At 38.6% G+C, this 23,898-nt stretch carries 21 protein-coding genes, 1 CRISPR repeat array, 1 riboswitch and 2 other annotated features; of the genes, 9 read left to right on the plus strand and 12 right to left on the minus strand.

Going from position 1 to position 23,898, the window contains the following annotated elements; all coding sequences use genetic code 11:
* Positions 1-10: 10 nt before the first annotated feature.
* From trpB to trpE, 6 genes are read right to left on the minus strand one after another with little or no spacing between them, the layout of a single operon-like run.
* Positions 11-1,195 carry a tryptophan synthase subunit beta gene (trpB, locus tag ACKXGF_RS01810; RefSeq protein ID WP_411954611.1) on the minus strand — a complete coding sequence of 395 codons (1,185 nt, stop codon included), beginning with the start codon at positions 1,193-1,195 and terminating at the stop codon, positions 11-13.
* A 2-nt stretch (positions 1,196-1,197) separates the two neighbouring features.
* Complete coding sequence (locus tag ACKXGF_RS01815; protein ID WP_411954612.1) at positions 1,198-1,818, minus strand: phosphoribosylanthranilate isomerase; 621 nt, start codon at positions 1,816-1,818, stop codon at positions 1,198-1,200.
* Positions 1,815-2,612, minus strand: coding sequence for an indole-3-glycerol phosphate synthase TrpC (gene trpC / locus ACKXGF_RS01820; RefSeq protein WP_411954613.1), 798 nt, complete (start codon positions 2,610-2,612; stop codon positions 1,815-1,817). Before trpC ends, ACKXGF_RS01815 begins: the two co-directional genes overlap by 4 nt.
* The gene (trpD, locus tag ACKXGF_RS01825; RefSeq protein ID WP_411954614.1) at positions 2,612-3,637 is read right to left on the minus strand and encodes an anthranilate phosphoribosyltransferase; all 1,026 of its coding nucleotides are present in this window, start codon (positions 3,635-3,637) and stop codon (positions 2,612-2,614) included. Before trpD ends, trpC begins: the two co-directional genes overlap by 1 nt.
* Positions 3,612-4,220: an anthranilate synthase component II gene (locus tag ACKXGF_RS01830; RefSeq protein WP_411954615.1), complete on the minus strand. Its 609-nt coding sequence runs from the start codon at positions 4,218-4,220 to the stop codon at positions 3,612-3,614. Before ACKXGF_RS01830 ends, trpD begins: the two co-directional genes overlap by 26 nt.
* Entirely contained in the window at positions 4,221-5,594 is a 1,374-nt protein-coding gene (gene trpE, locus ACKXGF_RS01835; protein WP_411954616.1) for an anthranilate synthase component I, read from the minus strand.
* A gap of 57 nt (positions 5,595-5,651) precedes the next feature.
* Positions 5,652-5,932, minus strand: a binding site (T-box leader).
* Positions 5,933-5,976: 44 nt separating this feature from the next.
* Positions 5,977-6,228 (minus strand) — a binding site (T-box leader).
* A gap of 162 nt (positions 6,229-6,390) precedes the next feature.
* Here trpE and ACKXGF_RS01840 point away from each other — a divergent pair.
* Complete coding sequence (locus tag ACKXGF_RS01840) at positions 6,391-8,160, plus strand: glycerophosphodiester phosphodiesterase family protein (protein ID WP_411954617.1); 1,770 nt, start codon at positions 6,391-6,393, stop codon at positions 8,158-8,160.
* 56 nt (positions 8,161-8,216) lie between these two features.
* Here ACKXGF_RS01840 and ACKXGF_RS01845 read toward each other — a convergent pair whose 3' ends face one another.
* Genes ACKXGF_RS01845 through ACKXGF_RS01860 form a run of 4 tightly spaced genes read right to left on the minus strand, consistent with a single transcriptional unit; the run spans position 8,217 to position 11,756 of the window.
* The gene (locus tag ACKXGF_RS01845) at positions 8,217-8,999 is read right to left on the minus strand and encodes an energy-coupling factor transporter transmembrane component T family protein (RefSeq protein WP_411955544.1); all 783 of its coding nucleotides are present in this window, start codon (positions 8,997-8,999) and stop codon (positions 8,217-8,219) included.
* Positions 8,983-10,560: an ABC transporter ATP-binding protein gene (locus ACKXGF_RS01850; protein ID WP_411955545.1), complete on the minus strand. Its 1,578-nt coding sequence runs from the start codon at positions 10,558-10,560 to the stop codon at positions 8,983-8,985. The genes ACKXGF_RS01845 and ACKXGF_RS01850 overlap by 17 nt, the downstream gene beginning before the upstream one ends.
* Positions 10,550-11,155 (minus strand): ECF transporter S component, encoded by a 606-nt coding sequence (locus ACKXGF_RS01855; RefSeq protein ID WP_411954618.1) that lies wholly within the window; start codon positions 11,153-11,155, stop codon positions 10,550-10,552. Before ACKXGF_RS01855 ends, ACKXGF_RS01850 begins: the two co-directional genes overlap by 11 nt.
* A gap of 10 nt (positions 11,156-11,165) precedes the next feature.
* A complete protein-coding gene (locus ACKXGF_RS01860) occupies positions 11,166-11,756 on the minus strand; it encodes a YkoF family thiamine/hydroxymethylpyrimidine-binding protein (RefSeq protein ID WP_411954619.1) in 591 nt (196 codons plus the stop codon).
* A 96-nt stretch (positions 11,757-11,852) separates the two neighbouring features.
* A riboswitch (TPP riboswitch) is annotated at positions 11,853-11,955 on the minus strand.
* 111 nt (positions 11,956-12,066) lie between these two features.
* Between ACKXGF_RS01860 and ACKXGF_RS01865 the strand changes: the two genes are divergently transcribed.
* From ACKXGF_RS01865 to ACKXGF_RS01900, 8 genes are all read left to right on the plus strand, one after another.
* The gene (locus ACKXGF_RS01865; RefSeq protein ID WP_411954620.1) at positions 12,067-12,717 is read left to right on the plus strand and encodes an HD domain-containing protein; all 651 of its coding nucleotides are present in this window, start codon (positions 12,067-12,069) and stop codon (positions 12,715-12,717) included.
* Positions 12,718-12,790: 73 nt separating this feature from the next.
* Positions 12,791-14,224, plus strand: coding sequence for an aldehyde dehydrogenase family protein (locus ACKXGF_RS01870; protein WP_411954621.1), 1,434 nt, complete (start codon positions 12,791-12,793; stop codon positions 14,222-14,224).
* A gap of 127 nt (positions 14,225-14,351) precedes the next feature.
* Positions 14,352-14,702: a PadR family transcriptional regulator gene (locus ACKXGF_RS01875; RefSeq protein ID WP_167262167.1), complete on the plus strand. Its 351-nt coding sequence runs from the start codon at positions 14,352-14,354 to the stop codon at positions 14,700-14,702.
* Entirely contained in the window at positions 14,692-15,336 is a 645-nt protein-coding gene (locus tag ACKXGF_RS01880; RefSeq protein WP_411954622.1) for a permease prefix domain 1-containing protein, read from the plus strand. The genes ACKXGF_RS01875 and ACKXGF_RS01880 overlap by 11 nt, the downstream gene beginning before the upstream one ends.
* Positions 15,337-15,642: 306 nt before the next feature.
* Entirely contained in the window at positions 15,643-18,810 is a 3,168-nt protein-coding gene (gene cas9, locus ACKXGF_RS01885) for a type II CRISPR RNA-guided endonuclease Cas9 (RefSeq protein ID WP_411954623.1), read from the plus strand.
* Positions 18,811-18,819: 9 nt separating this feature from the next.
* Positions 18,820-19,725: a type II CRISPR-associated endonuclease Cas1 gene (cas1, locus tag ACKXGF_RS01890; RefSeq protein WP_411954624.1), complete on the plus strand. Its 906-nt coding sequence runs from the start codon at positions 18,820-18,822 to the stop codon at positions 19,723-19,725.
* Between the two features lie 19 nt (positions 19,726-19,744).
* Positions 19,745-20,038 (plus strand): CRISPR-associated endonuclease Cas2, encoded by a 294-nt coding sequence (gene cas2 / locus ACKXGF_RS01895; RefSeq protein ID WP_411954625.1) that lies wholly within the window; start codon positions 19,745-19,747, stop codon positions 20,036-20,038.
* Between the two features lie 11 nt (positions 20,039-20,049).
* A complete protein-coding gene (locus tag ACKXGF_RS01900) occupies positions 20,050-21,069 on the plus strand; it encodes a hypothetical protein (RefSeq protein WP_411954626.1) in 1,020 nt (339 codons plus the stop codon).
* Between the two features lie 16 nt (positions 21,070-21,085).
* Positions 21,086-22,507: direct repeats of the CRISPR family, unit length 36 nt; unit sequence GTTTTAGCACTCTGTGATTTTAGTTATGAATGTGAC.
* Positions 22,508-22,640: 133 nt separating this feature from the next.
* On the opposite strand, the gene ACKXGF_RS01905 is transcribed toward ACKXGF_RS01900, so the two are convergent.
* Together ACKXGF_RS01905 and ACKXGF_RS01910 are read right to left on the minus strand one after the other, a co-directional pair.
* Entirely contained in the window at positions 22,641-22,835 is a 195-nt protein-coding gene (locus ACKXGF_RS01905; protein ID WP_167262165.1) for a YfhD family protein, read from the minus strand.
* A 125-nt stretch (positions 22,836-22,960) separates the two neighbouring features.
* Entirely contained in the window at positions 22,961-23,638 is a 678-nt protein-coding gene (locus ACKXGF_RS01910; protein ID WP_411954627.1) for a queuosine precursor transporter, read from the minus strand.
* Between the last annotated feature and the right edge of the window lie 260 nt (positions 23,639-23,898).

Here is a 23,898-nt window from a genome sequence, read left to right on the forward strand (position 1 = left end):
GATTGGCCTCCTAACCTTGTAAATGCTCTTGAACAGCTTCGACGTCTTTGTCACCACGTCCAGATAAACAAATAACCAATGATTCATCTGGGCTCATTGTTTTGGCAATCTTAACCGCTTCAGCAACCGCATGCGAACTTTCTAATGCTGGGATAATCCCTTCGGTGCGTGATAATAGCTGAAACGCTTCAAGGGCGTCATTATCTGTGACTGCAAGATATTGGACACGATCTGTATCTTTTAAATAACTGTGTTCAGGTCCAACGCCAGGATAATCAAGCCCTGCGGAAATAGAGCTAGCTTCTTGAATCTGTCCTGCGTCATCTTGTAATAAATACATCATCGCTCCGTGCAAAATACCTGGTGAACCTTTTGTTAAAGTGGCTGCATGGTGATCCGTTTCAATACCTTCTCCTGCAGCTTCAATTCCATATAAGGCGACGTGATCATCGATAAATGGATAGAACATCCCCATCGCATTACTTCCACCACCGACACAAGCGACGACGGCATCGGGTAATTGACCTTCCGCGTCTAGGTGCTGTTGTTTTGTTTCACGCCCAATCACACTTTGAAAGTCACGAACCATCTTAGGGAAAGGGTGAGGGCCTAAGACGGATCCCATGATGTAATGGGTATCATCGACGTTGCTTACCCAATAACGGAGCGCTTCGTTCACGGCATCTTTAAGTGTTGCACTTCCTTGTTCGACTGCTTCAACTTTAGCGCCGAGTAATTCCATACGAAAGACGTTCAGTTTCTGACGCTTCATATCTTCGGCACCCATGAAGATCACGCAGTCTAAGTTAAGCAAGGCGCAGACTGTAGCTGTCGCAACCCCATGTTGACCAGCGCCTGTTTCAGCTACGACTTTACGTTTACCCATTCGTTCGGTGAGTAATGCCTGCCCGATGGTGTTATTAATTTTATGAGCGCCCGTATGATTTAGGTCTTCGCGTTTTAAATAGATTTTTGCGCCACCGATTTCTTCGGTTAAATTAGCTGCATAATAAAGGGGATTCTCGCGACCAACATATTGTTTGAGTAATTGTTGTAATCGTGCTTGAAAAGCTTCATCTTGTATCGCTTCCTCGTATGACGCTTCTAATTCTTGTACAGCGCCCATTAATGTTTCAGGGATGAAGCGGCCACCATATGGACCATACATACCGTTTGCTTCTTGAGATTGTTCCATGGTTAGCTCTCCTTTACACGTTTAATAAAGTCTTTGATTAATTGATTACTTTTTTGACCATCTTCTTCGACATCACTTGAGACATCCACGATCGCTGGTGTTGTTTGTTCAATCGCTTGATTAATATTACGCGTATTCAGTCCTCCTGCGAGAATCAGTTGACTTCGGTCGAATGGTAGACGATCTAAAACACTCCAATCGAAAGTCGTGCCATTCCCGCCTTGATAAGGACCACTTGCACTATCAAGTAGTAAGTAACTTGCTTTCGTATATGGCTTGGTTTTATCTAAATCTGTCACTGTATTAATCCGAAACGATTTAATATAAGGAACATTCAATTGCTCACAAAACTCAGGTGATTCATCCCCGTGTAATTGCACATAATCTAAGCCAACTTCATGAGCTGTTTGTTCTAAAGTGTCTTTCGATGCATTAACAAAGACACCTACTTTTTGGATGGATGCTGACAATGCTGACAATGTTGACGCGATATGCTTGGCTTGCTCAATTGACACTTTTCGTTTGCTCTCAGCAAAGACGAACCCAATCATATCAGCTCCCGATGTTTCTGCTGCTTCTGCATGACTTGTTTGACGAATGCCACAAATTTTTACCCCAGTCATGATCGAACCCTCCTTGTGGTTGAGACACGCATCTTACTAATTGCTTCTGAGACGTTATCGCTTTTCATAAAGGATTCTCCGACTAAGATGCCATCTGCCCCCATGTCTGCGACTTGTTTGGCATCATCAGCATCTTTAAAGCCGCTTTCGCTAATAACGACAATGTCTGGATCGTCGATTTGGTTAATTAGTGTTTCCGTTGTGTTTAAATCAACTTGAAATGTCGTCAAATCACGGTTGTTAATACCAATGATGGTAGCGCCTGTTGCTAAAGCTAGATTTAGTTCTGCTGAATTGTGTACTTCAAGCAGTACTTCTAATCCAAGGTTAATAGCTTCATCGTATAAATACTGTAATCGTTCAGGTGATAGAGCAGCTGCAATTAATAAGACAACGCTCGCTCCTGCTTGTTTAGCCCGTTTTAATTGAATGGGATCAAGAATGAAATCTTTACATAAAACAGGTAAGTTCACCTTTGATTGAACGTGATTTAAATCCTCGATCGAGCCTTTAAAATAAGGTTCATCTGTTAATACGGAAATCGCTGAAGCACCTGATGTTTCATATAATCGTGCTTGTTCAGGTGGTTCGATTCCTAAGTTGATATCGCCTTTCGAAGGTGAGGCCCGTTTGATTTCTGCAATAATTGATAACTGATTATCTCGTTTAAAGGTTTCATATAATGACGGTTTAGTTGAGACTGGTAATGGTTGATTAATTAAATTGTCCTGTTCATATAGTGCTTGAATTTCTTCGCTTTTCTTATCTAAGATCCGGTCAAGAAATGTATCCATTATGAAATCCCCTTTCGTTTACGCTGCTCACTGAAATGGGTGAGATGATTGAGTTTATCTAAGGCTTTGCCTGAGTCGATTGCTTCTCGCGCTAGATCGACTCCTTCGCGGATTGAGTTTGTTTTATTAGCGGCAAATAATCCGATCCCTGCATTGAATAAGGTGGTTTCGAAATAAGGGCCACGTTCGCCATTTAACACATCTAGCAATATACGAGCATTATCTTTGGCATCACCGCCGACAATGGCATCATTTGAATACGTATTTAGACCAACATCTTCTGGGCTTAAGGTGAACGGAATGAGTTCGCCGTCATCTAATAAGACAAAATGATTTTCGCCTGCAAGCGTTGCTTCATCAGTGTGACCAGCTCCATTAACGACGACGCTGCGTTTTCTGCCTAGACGTTGTAGGACAGCTGCCATTTGCATTAACATATCGCGACGGTAAACGCCTAAGAATTGCGTATCTAAGGCAACTGGATTTGTTAAAGGACCAATTAGATTAAAGATGGTCGGTACGTTTAGTGCTTTTCGAACCTGCATAATACGTTTTAATTGATGATGCACGTGAGGAGCGAAAAGAAAGGCAATTCCATTCGTCTCGATTAAATGCTCGACTTCATTACTTGTAAAATCGAGCGCAACCCCGAGTTCTTCTAAAACATCCGCGCTTCCAGTACGACTTGAAACGCTACGGTTGCCGTGTTTAGCTACTTTCACACCGGCGCCAGCTAACACAAAGGCTGACGTCGTACTAATATTGAATGTGTGTGCGCCATCACCACCTGTCCCGCAATTATCCGTGACATCTGCCAAATGTTTTTGAATCGGCATGGCTTTGTCACGCAGAACTTCAACAATGGCTGTGATTTCCTCTACAGATTCACCCCGTACTTTTAAGGCGGTTAAGACGGAGGCGATTTCACTTTCAGAGGTTTGTTCGTCGAATAGTTGATAAGCGACTGATGTCATTTCATTTTGAGTCAGTTTTTCACCATTAATTAATTTCTGAAGTTGTTCCATGAAGGTTCTCCTTTCGCGTATGATTCAGAAAACGGCTTAAGACTTGTTTGCCTTCTGCTGTTCCAATCGATTCAGGATGGAACTGGATGCCAAACAGTGGGTAATTGTCATGTGTGATGGCCATTAATTCACCGTCATCCATTGATATTGCTTGCCGTTTGAAAAAGGGAGGAACAGTCTTTTCGTCAACGACGAGTGAATGGTAGCGCATGACTTGTAAGGGCTGACTTAAGTAACTGAATAGGCCATGTCCTTTATGAAGAATTAACGATTTTTTCCCGTGCATTATAATATCGGCTTTCTTGACCTCAGCTCCGAATTTAGCGGCGATTATTTGATGACCTAGACAGACGCCTAAGATCGGCATCGACTGATAACATTCATTAACAATCTCGCCTGTATTCGGATAATCCTCAGGTTTCCCTGGCCCAGGTGATAGGACAATGGCTGTTGGGTTCATTTCGTTGATTGTTGTGATATCAATGTTGTTGTGCCGTTTTACGATAACAGTTTCGCCGAGTTCTTCTAGATATTGATATAAGTTATACGTAAATGAATCGTCATGATCGATGAGCAGGATCATTTATAACACCTCCATAAGCGCTTTGGCTTTATTTAATGTTTCTTGATATTCGCTTTCTGGATCAGAGTCATGTACGACGCCTGCACCTGCTTGCACATGTGCTAAACCGTCTTTAATAATCATCGTTCGAATCGCTAGGGCGAAATCTAAGTTACCGTTAATGTTCAAATAACCAACAGCACCTGAATAGGCACCGCGTTTAGTTGGCTCTAATTCATTTAATAATTGCATGGCTCTTATCTTCGGTGCACCACTTACTGTCCCAGCAGGTAAAGTCGCCTTTAATGCTTCAAGAGATGATATGTCAGGATTCATTTGGCCACTGACTTCGGAAACAATATGCATAACAAAACGATAGCGTTCAATCACCATGTATTTGGTTAAGTTTATAGTGCCAGGCTTTGCGATTCGGCCAATATCGTGACGACCTAAATCAACTAACATTTGATGTTCAGCAATCTCTTTTTCGTCTGCGAGCAATTCCTCTGCAAGTGCCTGGTCTTCGTCAAGATTTTGACCTCTTTTCCTTGTACCAGCGATTGGATTGGTCGAAACGGTTCTGTCTTGTGCTTTGACGAGACTTTCAGGAGATGCGCCGATTATTTGATAATCTACAAAATCGATATAATACATATATGGCGATGGATTTTGTTTACGAAGTTGTCGATAGAATTGAAAGGCGTCACCTGAGCATGTTGCAGTCAGTCTTTGTGATAACACTGTTTGAAAGACATCACCTGCTTTAATCCTCTCTTTAATTAAATCTACGTACTGTTTATATTTGGCTTGAGAAAAGTTGGATTGAAACTCACCTAATGTAAAGGCAGTTTCATCTTCTGGTTGTCCTGACTGAATATCATGCAATAGGTGATTAGCTTCGGTCTCGAAATCGATTGATTCTCCAGTAATCCAACGATCAAAGATAAAGCAATGGATATTCTGTAATAAATGATCATAAACCACGACTTTTTCATAAAACATAAGATGCACATCGGGCATATTGACATCATCGTGCTGATTAATTCCGATTGATTCGAATTGCTTCGCTAAGTCATAAGCCAGATAACCAACTCCACCTGCGAAAAAGGGGATCTCGATATCTAATTTGACCTGTTCATCAATTAAGGCATTTAAAGCAACTAATGGATCTTGCCTTGTTGTTGTACTTTGTTCGTTGATTAAATCAGTTTCTGTAATTTGATTACCGTATGCTATAAATTCATAGAATGGATTCGCTCCAATAAACGAAAAACGGCCATTATCTTCATGTTTCAAAGAGCTTTCTAAAAGAAATTTTCTATTTCCTGTTAAGTTAGAGTATATTGAAATCGGTGTATGTTGGTCGCCTTCAATTACGTCGTGACGATATTTCATGGGTTATTGACCTCCTGATTATGGTATAAAAAAATCCCCTGCATACTTCAGCTGTATGCAGAGGACGATCGGCTCGCGGTGCCACCTCTATTGAACATGTAATTAACACTTGTTCCACTTCATTTCGGGTACGGGAAGGATTAATGATTGTAAAAAGGGGGAAATACAAATCCTTCCGATACCCTATCCTGTTAACGGTGGAATGCCGGGCTCTCATACTCGAGTTCAGAGAACCTCTCGTAAGTCCATTCAACGAATCGTATCATGCTAGTATCTCACCATCGCTAGCTCTCTGTCATGAATCCGAATCGTCTACTCCTCTTACTCAACGATTTAGTCTATAGTGATTTTAATCATAAAAAAAGGGTATTCTATCCTTATAGAAAAGGACGGAATACCCGTGGTGCCACCTTGTTTGACTGCTACCGTTGCAGTCCACTTAGTCGTATCGAAGCGTGAAGCCTTAATACGTGTCTCTTGTAACGATGAGACATTCGCCAACCTTAATAACTCCTATTAAGCGTTCGGTTGGAGGCTCAGAAGTCCATTCATTCAGTCGTTCACGCTAGTTCACAGCAACCACTAGCTCTCTGAAGTGACGGGCTGAATTACTTCTCTTCATCTTTGCCAATCCGTTTTAAGATTTAATTCATAGCATAATTGAATGAGATGACAATGTCAACATAAAAACTTAAAAATATGTTATTGTTTCTTAATTGTGTTTGCAGGGCTAATCGTTTAGCATAAGCTATAATAGGGAAGTGTCACGTATTAATAAGACGAGGTGGAGGGTCATATGTTTCGCTTGTTTAAACGCAGCTTAGATGACTTTAAAACAACATACCCACAACATTTAGCGTTTGCTATTTTTTACATGTTACTGACGAGCTTTATTTTTGTACCCGTGGCTTCGATCTTTTTTAACCGTATTCTTGTGTATATTGATGCCCCTACACTAATTAATAATGAAGTTTACTCAGTGGCACTGAGCTACACGGGCATCTCGATATTAATATTAGTTGGACTCATAGTTTTTATATTATTATTTATACAATTTGCTGTTTTTATTGTGATTGCTCAGAAGCAATACTTTAAAAAACCGATCACCGTGGCTAATGCTCTTATAACAGGGTTTTCACGAGCAAGGAATTTATTAAGTATTAGTGTGCTCCCTTTAATTCTAGTGCTGTTATTACTCACGCCATTTATTAGAACACCGCTTAATGAAATTGTTTATGACTTGAATATGTCGATTTTATACTCGGGTCACTTATCCTTATCCTATGTCTCATTGGCAGTATATTTCTCCATATTAATGTTTGTTCTTTATATTATTTTGCGTTGGATTTTCGTGATTCATTTTATTGTTATTGAAAAAAACAACGTTCGACATGCGATCAAGCGCAGTATGAAATTAACCAAGCGTCATCAAAAGTCGATTCTAATTAATGTTTTATCGATTAATGTCCTTATTGTTGTAGCGAGTACGTTCATATTATATTTGCTATCTCTAATTCCGAATGTCATGACGGGGACGTTCATCGGAGAATTAATTGAACACTACTTGGTGACGATCACAAGTATTATTGCGACATTATCCACGCTAGTTTTAATTCCTGTCAATGTGATTATGTTGACTCGTTTATTCTATCAGTACAAACATGAAGAAGAACAAGAAGTAACAGATGACCTGGAATTATCACGCAGTATAAGGTTGGCGGTTGCTGAGCGCAAAGCTTATTCATTTTTTAGACGTAGACGATTATTAATTTCATTATTGGTCATCGTCTATGTAACAGGTGTATTTGCTTATAACCAAACAATAAGCGGCAATCTTGTTTACTTAGATTGGAATGTTGAAGTGGCAGCGCACCGAGGGGATTCAAAGAATGCTCCAGAGAATTCGATGAGTTCAGTTGAATCAGCTATTGAACAAGGTTTGAATGTGGTCGAAGTCGACGTGCAATTAACACGAGATAACGTTTTGGTATTACACCATGACAAAACTTTACTGCGTACGGCTGGAGCACCTGAACGCGTGAGTGATTTAACTTATAACGAATTACGGACTCATGATATTGGTTCTTCATTTTCTGAAGAATTTGCGGGTGAATCGATTCCTAGGTTGGAGGATGTTTTTGAGGTCGCCCAAGAAGCAGGTGTTAAATTACTACTAGATGTTAAACCTGATGAAAATGAGGAAGCTTTAGCGCGCAATTTAGCAATCTTGCTTGAGGAAAAAGAAATGATTGGCGAAACGTATGTTCAATCGTTCAATAATCAGTTTTTACAATCTATAAGAGATGAAAATGAAGAGATTGAAATTGGTCAGATTGTATTCACGGCAGTAGGGGATTTATCTCGATTAGATGTCGATTTTTATACGGTTCATCAAACCATGTTGTCAGATGATCTAGTGAATGAGCTTAAACGCAATGGTTATGGTATTTGGGTCTGGTCCACGAATATCGACCGAACAGCGAACCAAGTCTTACAGTACGATGTGGATGGGATTATCACGAAAACACCTGATGTTGTTTTAAGAATGATTGAAATTAGACAATAAAGATAAAAGCTGGCGAATAGCCAGCTTTTTTTGATTGCTTTAAATTTTCGTCTTATTTAACTTACTTGATAACCGAAAATATTTAAATATCCGAAATAGTATGATGCAGCAAACGCCAAGAATAGGGCGCCAACCATCATACCGAGAAAACGCCAATCTCGTTTGGTGACCGTCATTTGATGATAATGTGTGCGGTCGTGTTCACCTGTAAACCCTTTTGATTCCATGGCGTTAGCGACGCGTTCAGCTTTACGAATTGAATTGGCGAGCAGGGGAATGCTGTAACGTTTAAATTGTCTAATGCGACCACGAATTCCTTTTGCCCGACCCACTCCACGAACGCGATGAGCTTGCCTTAGAACTTCAAGTTCATGTTTGAATGTCGGTAAGAAACGATAACCCGCTAACACGCCATACGTAATTTTAGGTGACAGTCGCAATTGTTGCATGAGGCTTAGCATAAACTTCGTTGAGTCTGTTGTCATGATAAATAGTAGTGATAAGGCAATAAAGCATAACGACCTTAATGCCAAACTAATCGCAACAAGAAGACCACCCATTGTGACCTCGAATGTCCAAAATGAAAACAGCACGGACCCATTTTGGAATGTCTCGCTGGTGTATAGTAAACGTGCCCAAGAAAACGATGCGATAAATAAGAAGAACGGAACGAAAAATTTAATCCATCGTTTAAAGGGAATGTCTGACAGTAATAAGGTCACAGTTAAAATAAAAATTAAATAAACAAGTGGTGTGAACACATCAAATGTTAGACCTAGTAAAACACCAGGGATCAACACCGCAATTGCTTTAACAGTGGGGTTAATGGCTGAGATCATGGGCAACACCAACTTTCTCACGCATTTCCAGTCGAAATGGTTTTCTTAATCTTGCCTGGTTTAATAACTCATCATGTTCCCACAGCTTTGCTGGGCGCCCGTGATATTGTATTAACTGTTCATTAAGAACATACACCGAATCACAATACTGATCGACTAAATCCATATCATGAGTAACGAATACAATCGTTGTACCTTGTTGCTGAATTTCGGTCATGATCTCCATTAATTCATGAGTCGTTTGGGCATCCTGACCAAATGTCGGCTCGTCAAACAGTAATAGATCAGGAGTTTCGTCTAACATAGTAGCAACACTAAGCCGTCGTTTTTGACCACCACTTAGGGCGAAAGGATTCTGCGATTTTTCATGAATTAAGTGAAAATGGTTTAGTAATTCTCTAGTTCTTGTGTCGATTGTTTCAGCATCATACCCGTTTAATGTCATGCTAAAGGCGATTTCATCGTAGCTAGTATCTGTAATAAATTGATGTTCGGGATTTTGAAAGACAAATCCCATATGCTGACGTAATGACTGTTCTTTCCACTTGGTGAGTGGCTTGTTTAAGAAAGTCATGGTGCCTGCTTCTGGTTGTAAGAGCCTTGCCATTAATTGTAATAAGGTGGACTTACCTGCACCATTTTCACCGACGATTGCTGTCATTTCACCTTTTTTCAGCGTTAGATTAATATTTTGTAAGATTGGTTTGTTCTTTCTGGAAAAAGAGGTGCTTTCCATCGTAAAACACGGCTCTGTGTTGTTTGAATGATTAATCGGTTTTGAATTGGGTGGTGAGTCAAGATATTGTTTTGGGATGAAAATACCATGTTCGATTAGTTGCTGTTGTTTGGTTTGAAAAATAGATTCGACTTCACCATCTTCCATTAGTTCACCTTGTCTATTTAATACTAGAACACGGTCGATCAAATAGAGCCAGTCGTCAGCTTGATGTTCGATTAAAAGAATCGTTAGTTCCATAGTTGATTGTAATTGTTCGGTTAACTGAATAAATTCGAGCTGACTCATCGGGTCTAAGTTAGCTGTTGGTTCATCGAGAATAAGCACGTCTGGTTCTAGTAATAGAACAGAAGCTAGGGCGATTTTTTGCTTTTGGCCACCTGAAAGGGTATGAATCGCTTCGTGCTTATAGTCAGACATTCCAATGGTCATTAAGATCTCATCAATTCGCGCTTCCATCTCTTCACGTGGAGTTTGAATATTTTCGAGTGTAAAAGCGAGTTCATCTTCAACGGTTATCATACAAAATTGACTGTCTGGGTCTTGAAAAACGATGCCAATTTGTTGATTAATCTGGCCTTTTTCAAAATCATGAACAGGTTGACCACGGAAACGAATCACCCCTGATGCAGTGCCTTCAACTGAATCAGGATATAATCCGTTTAAACAAAGCGACAAGCTAGACTTACCCGATCCACTCGGGCCGATTAAAAGTGTTGTTTCATTTTCATATAACGTAAAATTTAGTTGGTTCAGAAGTGGTTCGTCTAACGTCTCGTAGCTAAAGCTGTAGTTGTGAACGGATATGACGGGACTAAGCTGCATCTTGGTCACGGTTTTGTTGACGCTCCTTTCCTAACGCGTAGCCACGAAGAACACCTGTTTTCGCCAATTGGTCGCTAATCCACTTACCGAGTAGAGCCATGATCAGTATGCTACTTATAATGCGTGTGATCAGCATAACGCCAACTAACCACGCTTCATATGCAAAGAAACCAGATGAATAGAAATGCCAAGCGAAGCTAATGATTGCGGTTAATACAGCAGCTAATATTAACACTCGCTTCCGATAATCTTGCCATTTCGTCACAGCAAATGCACTTTCGGCGCCTAGTCCTTGAATAGCTGCACTGATTATAAGTTGTGGGCCAGCTGGACTTCCGATTAAGATTTGAACAGTCCCAGCGATTAACTCTGACATAAAGGCTGCGCCAGGTTTGCGAATAATATAAGCAGCAATAATCGAGACAATGAACCAAATGCCATAAATAAATTCATAGCCAAGAGGTCCAATGCCAAAAGGTGTTAGAGCGCCAACAAGTCCCTGGCCGATTCCAAAGGCTAATAGATAGATTACCGCAAATACGACGCCTAATACCGACAGCAAAACAATTTCTTTCAGTTTCCATTGTTTAGTCATAGTTTACCCCCTATTTATTTGACGGACTATTTGCCGAAATAGTAAAGGTCATTGTTGTGTGTGATACTTCTTGCTGGACAGCTTCGAACGCATCTTGTATCGCATCAAATATCGCTTGCACATCACCATCAAGGCGCGTCATATAATGGGCGGCACTGACATCAACGCCGCGTGCTTTGGACAGATCAATTTGTTCATAGATTTTGTCCATATAGTCCTCCCGTCCAAGCGGGTGAATTGCGAACTTACAACCAGCACGTTGTGGAGCATTGGCTAATTGAGGAGCGTTCACTGGTGCATCTGATTCTGCCATATAGACGTCAGCTTCATTATCTCCAGGGCACCCGATCGAATAAGTGCCTGTCATGGCAACATGTTCACCAGTTTTAGCAGCGTGTAAGAAGATTGCTTTGGTCACATCAAAGATATGCACGATTTTGCCCCTTACACAAGTTGTGACATCATCAGTTTCCTTCCATACTTTCGATTGGTCAACTTCATCCAGAGCGGACAAAAGAATATCGACAAAGTTGTCGCTCATTGGGTAGAGCGTGAATTGAACCCCTGCAATACGACTTGTGTTGCACTGTTGATTCGTCATGACGAATCGCCTCCTTATAAAGTGTCTGTTTATAACAAAAAAACTGCATCCCGTGGGAATGCAGTTCAGCTATTGTGTCGTTACACTTATGGTAGATTAAGCTTCACTGCACTTCCCCACGCTAGTATTACCTAGTTCGGGTCTTGAGGGTCAGGTCCAACCTTCTCAGCCACTTGACGTAGCTCCCCTAGTGCATGATCATCACGTATGCAGTTTTGTTATACTTACATCATAATAAATAAAAGCATGATTGTAAACGTCTAAGATTGCTAGTCTTTGTCGACGGTCATGTCATGAAGGGTGATATTGAGTGAATGAATGGGAGCAGCAAGTGATTCAGAATACGGAAAAATTCGTCCATCGTAAATTAGTTTCTGAGGGTTCTGGACATGACTGGTGGCATATCCAGCGTGTCGTTAACAATGCCAAGCAAATAGCTGATACAGTTGATGTTGATAGGTGGGTTGTCGAAATGGCGGCTTTATTACACGATCTAATTGATGATAAAGTCACCTCCAATGTGGCGGAGAGTCGACAAGACCTCATGAAATGGTTAGAAGATCAACGCGTTTCAGAGCAACAAATTGACCATATATTTGCCATCATCGATACGATTTCATTCAAGCATGGTTACAAGACATTACCGAGCCGTGAAGCGGAAGTCGTCCAAGATGCAGACCGATTAGATGCAATCGGCGCCATTGGTATTGCCCGAAGTTTCACCTATGCAGGGTCTAAAGGCCATCTCATCCATCATCCCGAAGAATCACCACGCGAAACTATGACAGAAGATGAATACCGCCATGAAACCAATACGGCGATTAATCATTTTTATGAAAAATTATTAACCTTAAAAGAACAAATGAACACAGCTGAAGGTTACCGTATCGCAGAGAAACGTCATCAATTTATGGAAACATATTTAGAACAATTTTATGCTGAATGGGATGGAAAATCGTAAATCGTGTTACGTTTTGGTTTAAATGTGGAATAGTGTTATAGAACATTATTATAAATGAAAGGTGATGACATATATGTTGCAATATCAACCTTATCTTGATCAGTTAGCGAATCACACAACTGAATTCCAAGCGTTAGTTAATTCGCATACGAAAGAAGAAATTGCTCGAATGCCGATTTGTAAAGAAGAGCAGATGGAGAAGGCGATTAAACAAGCAGATGAAGCATTCGAAACGATTAAGAATATGCCTGCTCATGAACGTAGTGATATCTTAAATAGAGCTAGCGACATTTTACATGACAATAAACAAATGGTCGCTGAAACAATTGCTCAAGAAGCGGCGAAACCGATGAAGTATGCCTTAGCAGAAGTAGACCGCACTGTGCAGACGTTGAAATTCTCCTCAGTTGAAGCACGAAAGCTAGAAGGTGAATCCATTCCAATGGATGCCGCGCCAAATGGTGCTGGGCGTGACGCTTACACGATTTTTGAACCGATTGGCGTCATTGGTGCCATTACACCATTTAACTTCCCACTAAATTTAGTCGTGCATAAAGTCGGGCCAGCGATTGCCTCTGGTAATACAGTCATTGTAAAACCGGCTGAAAAAACACCTCTATCAGCGATCTTATTACGTGAAGCGTTGGTACAAGCGGGATTACCTGAGGACGCTTACCATGTCGTACCAGGTGAAGGCAAAGTTTTAGGCGACGTCTTACTTAAAAATGACGCAGTCCAAAAGATTACATTCACTGGTAGCCCGCCAGTTGGTCGTGAAATTAAATCGAACGCGGGCCTTAAGAAGATTACCCTTGAATTGGGTAATAACTCAGCACTATATGTCGATAAAAGCATGAATGATCGTTTGGATGATGTCGTGCCAAAAGCCGTGCATGGATCTTATGCATATAACGGACAGGTTTGTATTAGTACGCAACGCATTTATGTGCATGAAGATATTGCTGACACCTTTGCAGAACAATTTGTTAAGGGTGCTGAACAACTTACATTTGGTGATCCACTTGATGAAGAGACAGATGTTTGTAATTTAATTGACGAATCATCACAACAGACCTTACTCGAATGGATAGAAGATGCTGAGCAACAAGGTGCAAAAGTTTTAACAGGTGGGGAAGCTAAGGATAACGGCATTGCACCAACTGTTTTAACAGATGTTCCAGAGGGCGCCAAAATCATGAAAGAAGAAGCCTTTGGGCCTGTTGTTATTATTAATCGTGTATCTAGTGGCGATGAGGCATTGAAAGCGATGAATAACAGTCAATACGGCCTGAGCGCAGGTCTGTTTAGTAATGATATGAAACAAGCGATCGATATGGCTCACGGTTTAGAAGTTGGTCAGGTACTGGTTAATGATGTGCCGACATTACGTTTTGATCATATGCCATATGGTGGTCGAAAACAATCAGGTTATGGTTACGAAGGCGTTAAATACGCCATTCATGAAATGGTGAATCGGAAAATGATTAGTTTAAATTACACATTTTAATACGTTGAATAGGTGCCGATTAGTTTAATAACTGATCGGCATTTTTTATGATATATTACTTGTTGTGATAAATTACTTTGACAGACAAAGTAATATGTTGTACATTGTTATTGTGGAGGTGAGACATTTGGCATCGAATATTTCAACGGATTTAATCCGCGGACATACATCAACGATTATTTTAAATATTCTGCGTCAAGGCGATAGTTATGGTTATGAGATTTATAAACAAATTATTGCCCTAAGTAATGGCGAATACGAATTGAAAGAAGCAACACTTTATACAGCGTTCAGACGTTTACAAAAGGATGGGTTGATCGAATCGTATTGGGGAGATGAAACCCAAGGTGGTCGGCGGAAGTATTACCGTTTGACTCAAGCAGGACGTGATACGTATGAACAAAACCGACAAGATTGGCTTTTCGCTAAAGAAGTCTTAAACAAATTAATAACAGGAGGGGATGACGATGAGTCTTAATCAAGATGTCCAACACTATATAGACGATTTATTTAAAGATGTCGGAGAAAGTCAGCAACTCTTTGATTTAAAGCAAGAGTTAATTACCAATATGCATGCTCGAATTAGTGACTATCAGAAGCAAGGCATGAGTGAGCAAGAAGCTTTTCGGGAAACTAAAGCATCGATGGGAGATATGAGTGGATTAGTAGAAGATATGAGACAACACGGTGCAGACACATCAAAACAAACCGTCTATACATCGATGACGAACAGAATGGCAGTTGGCGCTCTTGTAATCGGGGCGATGTTGATTGTTTTTGGATTACTAATGTCTGTGAGCATGATGTTTATGGACGTTGAACCCGTAGCTGTACCTGGTGCAGGAATATTTGCGGTCATTGGTGGTGTTTTTTTGACTTACGGTATTCTAACACGTGAAACCCAGACGATGTACGCCATGCAACGCCTGCGTGCTGCGCTTTACTCTGTCGCAGTTGGCTTCATGTTATTTGCGATTTTCACAGCGATCACTTCAGGATTAGCGACAGGTGAATTATTTATAGGTTTTGCTGCATTTACAGTATTCTTTGTGATTGGCTTTGGTTTATGGCTAGGTTTATTATTGACTACTCAGGTGAGTCGGCAGAAGTAGCGGCAATTTAGAAAATTCACATGGAATTAAAAAAACAATAGTAAAATAAATAGATAAAGTTGACAAATAATTTCAAATACTTTATAGTAATAATTACATTCATAACTAAGGTCACAGAACCTGCTAAAATAAGGTCTCTGTACCGGAACTGATCCATTTTTGGGTCCAAAAGAACCTGCTACTTTTGTGGCAGGTTCTTTTATTTTGCTTAAAAAAGGGTTATTCGACTACGTTCTTCATTTTATTGGAAATTGAGTGAATCTTCAGATATAATCGGATGTATATACATTTTAGGGAGGAATTGGCATGAAGTCGCATGAAGGTCAGTACACATTAGGATTAGATATTGGTATTGCATCGGTAGGCTGGGGATTGATTGATGAAGATCAAAATATTATTGATGCAGGTGTGCGCCTTTTTCCTGAAGCGGATGTCAATAATAATGAAGGTAGACGAGGCTTTAGAGGTGCAAGACGTTTATTAAGGAGACGTCGACATAGGTTGGAACGGATCAAAAGGTTATTGACTAATTATGAAATCATTTCAGATGAATCAGACTTAGACTATAGCGAGATTGCCACACCTTATCACGTCCGTGTAAAAGGCTTAACGACAGAACTAACTAAGAATGAACTTGCTATTGCACTTATTCACTTAGGCAAACGACGGGGTATACATAATGTTGAGGCAGTAGAAGAAACAAAAGGAAACGAAGGATCTACGAAAGAACAATTAAGTGAAAATGCTGCAGCACTGAAGGATCGATTTGTATGTGAATTACAGCTTGAACGTCTAGAAGAAGACGGTGAAGTTCGTGGACACCAAAATCGATTTAAGACAGATGATTATGTGCGTGAAGCAGAGAAGCTATTAGAAACGCAATCAAATTATCATTCTGAAATTGATGATGAGTTTGTGAAAACGTATATTGAATTATTAAGTAATCGCCGAGAGTATTGGGAAGGCCCTGGTCAAGGTAGTGAATATGGCTGGGAAGAAGATGTGAATAAATGGTATGAACAAATGATGGGGCGTTGTAGTTATTATCCTGATGAATTAAGAGCCGTTAAAGAATCTTATTCAGCTCAATTGTTTAATGCGTTGAATGAGCTTAATAATTTGACGATTTCTCGGGAAGAAAATGACCGATTAACGAAAGTTGAAAAAGAGTCTTTAATTAAAAATGTTTACAAAAAATACAAGAACCCAACCTTAAAGCAGATTGCAAAGAACCTCGGTGTAGATGAGCATGACATTCGAGGTTATCGAGTTAACTCTAAACAAAACCCTATTTTCACGCCATTAACAATCTATCATGACCTCAAAGGAGTAACGGACAAAGAAGACATTTTAGAAGATCCACAAGTACTAGATGAAATCGCTGAAATTGTAAGCATTAATCAGACACCAAGTGATGTCAAGAAACAACTAGTAGAGCAGCTTGATTTACCATTAAAGGAAAAAGAGTTAGACGAATTGAGTCAGTTAAATTACACAGGGACGCACTCACTTAGTTTAAAGGTAATTCATCAGATGTTACCAGATTTATGGGCGACGAATGATAATCAAATGCAGTTATTCTCGAAATACGGATTAGCGCCAAAAGAAATTGATTTAAGTGGACGAAAATATCTGCCATATAACCATATTGATGACTGGATTTTATCTCCAGTGGTAAAGCGAGCCTTTAAACAGTCCATTCGTATTGTTAACGAAGTGATGAAACAGTATGGTGAGCCTAAAGAAATTGTAGTGGAATTAGCAAGAGAGTCTTCTAGTGATGACCAAAAAGCTTTTTATAGAAAGCTACAAAAAGACAATCAAGAGATTAATCGACAAGTTGAAGAAAAGCTAGCAACTGCAGGGCGCGAGAAGAAAAAAGGTATATTTAATAAATTAAGGTTATGGCATTTGCAAGATGGACTGTGCATGTATTCCTTACAACCTATACCTATTGATGATTTACTAGACCACCATGAAAAATATGAGATTGATCATATCATTCCTAGATCTGTATCGTTTGATGATTCACAGAAAAACAAAGTGCTTGTTAAAACAGATGAAAACCAAAAGAAAGGTAATCAGACACCACACCAGTATTTGAAATCCGGTAAAGGTCAGATCACTTACGATAAATTCAAGACACATATATTACAAATGGCCAAGAATCACCAAAAGATGCCGAAAAAGAAAAAAGAGTATTTACTAGAAGAGCGGGATATTAATAAATTCGACCTTCAGAAAGAATTTATTAACCGAAATCTTGTTGATACTCGTTATGCGACACGCGAGCTATTAACACTATTAACATCTTTCTTCAAAGAGAATGATCGTCAAGTCCATGTCAAATCGATTAATGGAGCATTCACTGATTTCTTACGGAAGCAATGGCGTTTTCCGAAAGACAGAGGAGCCGATTTTAAACATCATGCTGAAGATGCATTAATTGTTGGGATGGCAGGTTATTTGTTCGACCACAATAAAAGGTTGAAGAAACACAATGTTGTCATGACAGAAACTAAAGCAGCTGATGCAAAAACGGGGGAGGTCATTGACGATAGTGATTTCCTAGAGTCATTTAATAATCGAATGAATAAAGTGAAGGCGATCAAAGAATATGATAAATATAAATATTCTCATAAGGTGGATATGAAGCCGAATCGTCAGTTGATGAACGATACATTATACTCGACCCGTGAATATGATGGTGATGAATATGTCATCGAAAAAATCACTAATTTGTATGATAAAGATCAAACCAAATTAGTGGACAAGCTCAAAAAGAAACCTGAGAAATTGCTAATGTATCATCACGATCCACAAACTTATAAAAGCCTTATTCAAGTAATGGATCAATACAGTGAAGCTAAAAATCCACTGCATAAATATTATGAAGAAAAAGGAGAATATGTTCGAAAGTATAGTAGAAAAGGTAATGGACCGCCGGTTAAAAGTGTTAAGTTCTACGGGGATAAACTGAAAACACATAAAGATGTATCGCATAAATTTAACTCTGAAAATAAAAAAGTTGTTAATCTATCTATTAAACCATTTCGCATGGATGTTTACTGGGATGATGGCAAGTACAAATTCGTCACTGTTCGCTATAATGATTTGAAAGATGTTGGTAATCGTTATCAGATTGATGAAGAAAATTATAATACCTTATTGGAAAACAAAAAAATTAATTCTGTTGATAACTTTTTATTTAGCATGTTCACCAATGACATTTGCTCTTTAAATAATGAAAGATTTAGATTAGTTGGTGTAAATGACGATGATAAAAACAAGATAGAATTGAATACTGTAAACTTTGAGTATAAAGATTATTGCGATAGAAACGACATCAAAGGAAATAGGATTTACAAGTATATAGGTAATAAAACAGAAAGTTTCTACAAAATCACAACAGACGTTCTAGGAAACGAATATGTCAACCAAGAAAAACTTAAGTTTGAATATCCTAAAGGTTAGGGTGATTAGATGGGTTGGCGTGTTGTTCACGTTAGTCAGGTAGATCAATTATCATTACACTTGGATAATTTAAGAGTGTACCAAGGGGACTTGGATGTGACAGTCCCCTTGAATGATATTTTTGCTGTTGTCATTGAAGATTTGTCATGTAAGTTATCATCAAGGTTAATGGTTGAGCTTTCTAAACATAATATTTTGGTTTTGTTGTGTAATCAGCAGTATCTACCAGAATGTTTTATTCAACCTGTTTCAGGCCATTTTGGTCAGTATAAACAAATGATGAAGCAGCTCAATTGGTCAGATGAAGTGAAAGATATTATATGGTCAGGAATTATAAAACAAAAAGTTGAAAATCAAAAAGTCATTATGCGTAAACATGTAGTAGAACCACATCGTATTGAAAAATTAGACAATTTACAACAATCCATTGTGGCTGGTGATGAACATAATATTGAAGGGCAAGCTGCTCGAATCTATTTTAATAGTTTTTTCGATGAACAATATACGCGAGACAATGATGATTATATTGAAAATGCAGCATTAAACTATGGCTATACAATTATTCACTCAGCAATTGCTCGAACTATTGTTGCCAAAGGGTTAATCCCTGGACTTGGTATTCATCACATCGGTGAAAGAAACCCTCATAATTTAGCCTCAGACCTCATTGAACCATTCAGACCCATTGTCGACCACTATGTCATTAAACACCCACCAGAAGGCTATCTAACGAAAGATTATCGAATTCAATTAATCAATTTACTGCACGCCAAAGTACAAACAGACCAAAAACAACACACAATAATACGTTCTATAGAGTTATTTGTTAATTCGCTTTTTGATGCTTTTGAAACTGGTGAATCCCAAAAGTTAAAGCTACCGGATGTCAATAAATTGAGTTTTCATGAGTCTTAGATTTGTGAGAGTTTTAATTATGTTTGATTTACCAGTCGAAACAAAAGCACAAGTTAGAACGTATACCAAATTCCGTAAGAATTTAATTCGAAATGGGTTTCTGATGATGCAATATTCGATCTATATCAAGTCTTGTATTAATAAAGAAGCTGCTCAGGGCACGATTAATCAAGTGAATAAATTTCTTCCGAAAGAAGGTCATGTTCGAGCGATGATCATAACAGAGAAACAGTTTGAAGGAATGAAGATATTAGTTGGTGAAGAAGATCGAAATATCGAGATTTTAAGCGATAATCGAACAATTGAATTTTAGGTGGGATTTGATTGGAAGAAAAATGGTTAATAAATGTTCATGATCAATCGTTTCAGGTTAATATTGGTTCTTATAGTTCGCTATTTGTGAACTATACAACGAGTGAAAGTCATTTGATTGATTCAGTGGTTAATTATTTTCAACCGAAATCTAAAGTGAAAGAGGCTGTGACTGTTAAAGATAAACAGAATGATTTTGCTGATGTGGAAAGTCAGTATATGCAAGCCTTCCAATTATCAAATGAGATGGTGTTAGAGGAAGCTAAGATAGGATCAAAATCGTTGTTAAAACAACAAATGAAGCACTCACTGTTAAATCATGTAGAGACAGATGGCTATATTCAAACGATTAATACCTTGATGGAAGATTTGGCTGAACAAGCTTTGCCAGAGCATCCTGTTGTCTTAAAGCATTTCTCGGTCGATGCCTATTTAAAAATGATTGAGTTTAACACGGGGCTTGTTGACCAATATTATGAAGAAACGAACGATTTCTTAACACAAGCTAAGGTATTACTTCCAATTATAAAACAGTACTTAAAAAAGTCTGTTTCAGGTAAAAAAATAATCTTCTATCTATATCCAGAACTTTATTTGAGTCCATATGAACAAAGAGAAATGAAAGAATTATTAAAACAAATTAGTAAAGATATTCCAGTGTTTGTAGTTACTAAGTCTACTTTGTTTTTGACAGATCAAATCAATTATCAAAATTATTATATTGAAGATCAGCAATTGTTTACTGATGAACTATTAGAAGAATTAGAATGGCACAGTCCTTTGGATTACGATGAAACCCAACTTAAAAAGCATGTAGAATCAGTGGTTAACAAACATATAAATGTATTTGAATTAAACCCGTTAATTTCAAATTATCGAAATGCCGATATTATCGTTTTTGATTCTATTAGTTTATACATTGTTGTTTTTTTGTTTATGAAAATGGATTTTCCATTCAGGTTGGACTTAAAAGAGGAAAACGTTGATCTGCCGGTATATAAGTACGTCATGGAGATGTATGAAAAATTATGATATATTTTCATTAGAGGTTTTAGCACTCTGTGATTTTAGTTATGAATGTGACCGAAAACCCGAACATGATAGCCATTCCTATGTTTTAGCACTCTGTGATTTTAGTTATGAATGTGACAAATGCAAATCAAGGAGTTTTGGAAGAACAGTTTTAGCACTCTGTGATTTTAGTTATTAATGTGACAGTTAACGGTGCTAACCAATCGTGATGTTGGTTTTAGCACTCTGTGATTTTAGTTATGAATGTGACCGCTCACCTCGTTCAAGGATTGTTTCTGTTGTTTTAGCACTCTGTGATTTTAGTTATGAATGTGACTGTTTTCTATCGTCGTTCTCGGTTATTCAGGTTTTAGCACTCTGTGATTTTAGTTATGAATGTGACAGTCGCTCGCTTTGTCACTGTCTCCGCAGTGTTTTAGCACTCTGTGATTTTAGTTATGAATGTGACTCAGGACTCAGGTGAGCAGTATTTTGACATGTTTTAGCACTCTGTGATTTTAGTTATGAATGTGACGTCATTGGGTGCTCATGCACGATGACACCGGTTTTAGCACTCTGTGATTTTAGTTATGAATGTGACGTGAACCAATTCGAGAAGATGTGGCGTTTGGTTTTAGCACTCTGTGATTTTAGTTATGAATGTGACTGGCGATCATTACGAGATCGAGATCCGAACGTTTTAGCACTCTGTGATTTTAGTTATGAATGTGACTGTTCTTTCTGACCTTCTAACATGAACATAGTTTTAGCACTCTGTGATTTTAGTTATGAATGTGACGCGAGAACAATCACATGACTAAATACACCGGTTTTAGCACTCTGTGATTTTAGTTATGAATGTGACACGCACTTCAATACTATCAAGATAACAAAGGTTTTAGCACTCTGTGATTTTAGTTATGAATGTGACATCGACCATGCACAAATGGGAATGGAAATCGTTTTAGCACTCTGTGATTTTAGTTATGAATGTGACTCACAGGTGACATTTCAGCAGACAGCGGTTGTTTTAGCACTCTGTGATTTTAGTTATGAATGTGACCTCAAAACTATGCCGTAGCACAAGAGGCATGTTTTAGCACTCTGTGATTTTAGTTATGAATGTGACTATATGGGCTACATGCGTAAATGTCCTCTAGTTTTAGCACTCTGTGATTTTAGTTATGAATGTGACAGTCGAGAACACTCAAAAAATTCAATGAGAGTTTTAGCACTCTGTGATTTTAGTTATGAATGTGACTTCGCAACATGCCTTACGGACAACCTGTGGGTTTTAGCACTCTGTGATTTTAGTTATGAATGTGACGCTAGGCTCGAATTTCGTGGGAGCCAACCAGTTTTAGCACTCTGTGATTTTAGTTATGAATGTGACTCGAAGAACTCGAAAACATACAAGATAATCGTTTTAGCACTCTGTGATTTTAGTTATGAATGTGACATTCTTCATCTGGTGGCATTTCGTCTTCCTGTTTTAGCACTCTGTGATTTTTAATTATGAATGGAAGGACTCACCAAAAAAAGCCCCGAAGTGACTTTTCAGTAAGTAAATGAGTCACTTCGGGGCTTTAGTATTATAATGATCGTCGTTTATTATGTTTTTCCTGTCGTGTGCGTTCTTCTGCTTCGGCAGCTCTTCGTTGTGCTTCGAAATCAGCGCTATCGGCTAAGTCTTCTGCAAATTCAACATCCTTAGATTCGACTTGTTGATTTTGTGGTGTTTGCCCAAGTGGCTTTTTACTTTTTCCTTTGTGTTCATCTTTTCCCATCATGTTCACCCTTTCTGAAAGTTAACACGCGTAGTATGTGCTTATGGGTGATCTGATATGTACGAATGATGAATAATAAATCATAAAATAACCACCGTTCTAATCAGGACGGTGGTTAGGTTTATTTATTCTTTTACTGGACCGTTCATTTTACGGGCAAGGTAAATAATCGGTGTGTCTAAGATCGCTACAAGAAGTTTTAAAAGGTACGTCGTAATTCCAATCATAACGACTGTGCTGAAACCAAATACACCAAGAAAGGCAATGAAAGTGAAGATGAAGCTGTCCACTAATTGACTTGCTGCGGTACTGATATTATTTCGAATAAATAAAAACTTGCCATCTGTTTTACGTTTAATGGCGTCAAATATATAAACATCAAGTAGTTGAGAAATGAAGTAGGCCACAAAGCTTGCGATCATGATTCTTGGTGTAATACTGAACAATGTTTCCATTGGTTCATGCGCGAAATCTTCAGAGTTCGGCACATAATTTAAGTCGACTTGAATCATGATGACGAAAAACGCCATCGAAGCTAGTCCAACAAATACACTCTTACGCGCTTCTTCTTTTCCGTACTTCTCATTTAATAAATCTGTGGCTAAAAAGATCGTCGCATAGACGACATTTCCGAGTGTTGCTTCTAAACCGAATATATTGACGCTTTTAACAACTTCTATATTCGCAATCACTGTTGCAAAAGCAATCCAAGCAAATAATCCAGTTTTCCCAAATAATTTATAGAATAACAATATTCCTATAAAGTTAATGGCTAAAGTCACAAAAAATAAAATCTCGTTCAATTTGTTCATCTCCTTAATTTTTTTATAGCAGGTTTTGGGTAACTGCTGTATTAATTAGCGAATATTGTAGCTAAATCGCTTGTAAAGCATACCACTCAACAATACGTTGTTTCAATCATTAATTATTCGAATTCCTTGGATAGCTACAGTTTGATGCATGGAGTATGAATTGTCTTGGATATTTGACTTATAATAGTACTTGAACTAACATAATGCTAATAATTTACTGGATTAGGCTGAGGGTACAGTTTATATTTCAT

The organism is Alkalibacillus sp. S2W (assembly GCF_046764385.1).
In the GTDB taxonomy this organism is placed as follows: domain Bacteria; phylum Bacillota; class Bacilli; order Bacillales; family Alkalibacillaceae; genus Alkalibacillus; species Alkalibacillus almallahensis.

Coding starts and splice junctions, on each gene's coding strand:
- ACKXGF_RS01845 (WP_411955544.1), bottom strand. CDS start 8,999: ATGATCTCAGCCATTAACCCCACTGTTAAAGCAATTGCGGTGTTGATC.
- trpB (WP_411954611.1), bottom strand. CDS start 1,195: ATGGAACAATCTCAAGAAGCAAACGGTATGTATGGTCCATATGGTGGC.
- ACKXGF_RS01860 (WP_411954619.1), bottom strand. CDS start 11,756: ATGACGAATCAACAGTGCAACACAAGTCGTATTGCAGGGGTTCAATTC.
- ACKXGF_RS01855 (WP_411954618.1), bottom strand. CDS start 11,155: ATGACTAAACAATGGAAACTGAAAGAAATTGTTTTGCTGTCGGTATTA.
- ACKXGF_RS01840 (WP_411954617.1), top strand. CDS start 6,391: ATGTTTCGCTTGTTTAAACGCAGCTTAGATGACTTTAAAACAACATAC.
- ACKXGF_RS01880 (WP_411954622.1), top strand. CDS start 14,692: ATGAGTCTTAATCAAGATGTCCAACACTATATAGACGATTTATTTAAA.
- ACKXGF_RS01815 (WP_411954612.1), bottom strand. CDS start 1,818: ATGACTGGGGTAAAAATTTGTGGCATTCGTCAAACAAGTCATGCAGAA.
- cas9 (WP_411954623.1), top strand. CDS start 15,643: ATGAAGTCGCATGAAGGTCAGTACACATTAGGATTAGATATTGGTATT.
- trpE (WP_411954616.1), bottom strand. CDS start 5,594: ATGAAATATCGTCACGACGTAATTGAAGGCGACCAACATACACCGATT.
- trpD (WP_411954614.1), bottom strand. CDS start 3,637: ATGGAACAACTTCAGAAATTAATTAATGGTGAAAAACTGACTCAAAAT.
- ACKXGF_RS01850 (WP_411955545.1), bottom strand. CDS start 10,560: ATGCAGCTTAGTCCCGTCATATCCGTTCACAACTACAGCTTTAGCTAC.
- ACKXGF_RS01905 (WP_167262165.1), bottom strand. CDS start 22,835: ATGGGAAAAGATGAACACAAAGGAAAAAGTAAAAAGCCACTTGGGCAA.
- cas2 (WP_411954625.1), top strand. CDS start 19,745: ATGTTTGATTTACCAGTCGAAACAAAAGCACAAGTTAGAACGTATACC.
- ACKXGF_RS01830 (WP_411954615.1), bottom strand. CDS start 4,220: ATGATCCTGCTCATCGATCATGACGATTCATTTACGTATAACTTATAT.
- cas1 (WP_411954624.1), top strand. CDS start 18,820: ATGGGTTGGCGTGTTGTTCACGTTAGTCAGGTAGATCAATTATCATTA.
- trpC (WP_411954613.1), bottom strand. CDS start 2,612: ATGGATACATTTCTTGACCGGATCTTAGATAAGAAAAGCGAAGAAATT.
- ACKXGF_RS01870 (WP_411954621.1), top strand. CDS start 12,791: ATGTTGCAATATCAACCTTATCTTGATCAGTTAGCGAATCACACAACT.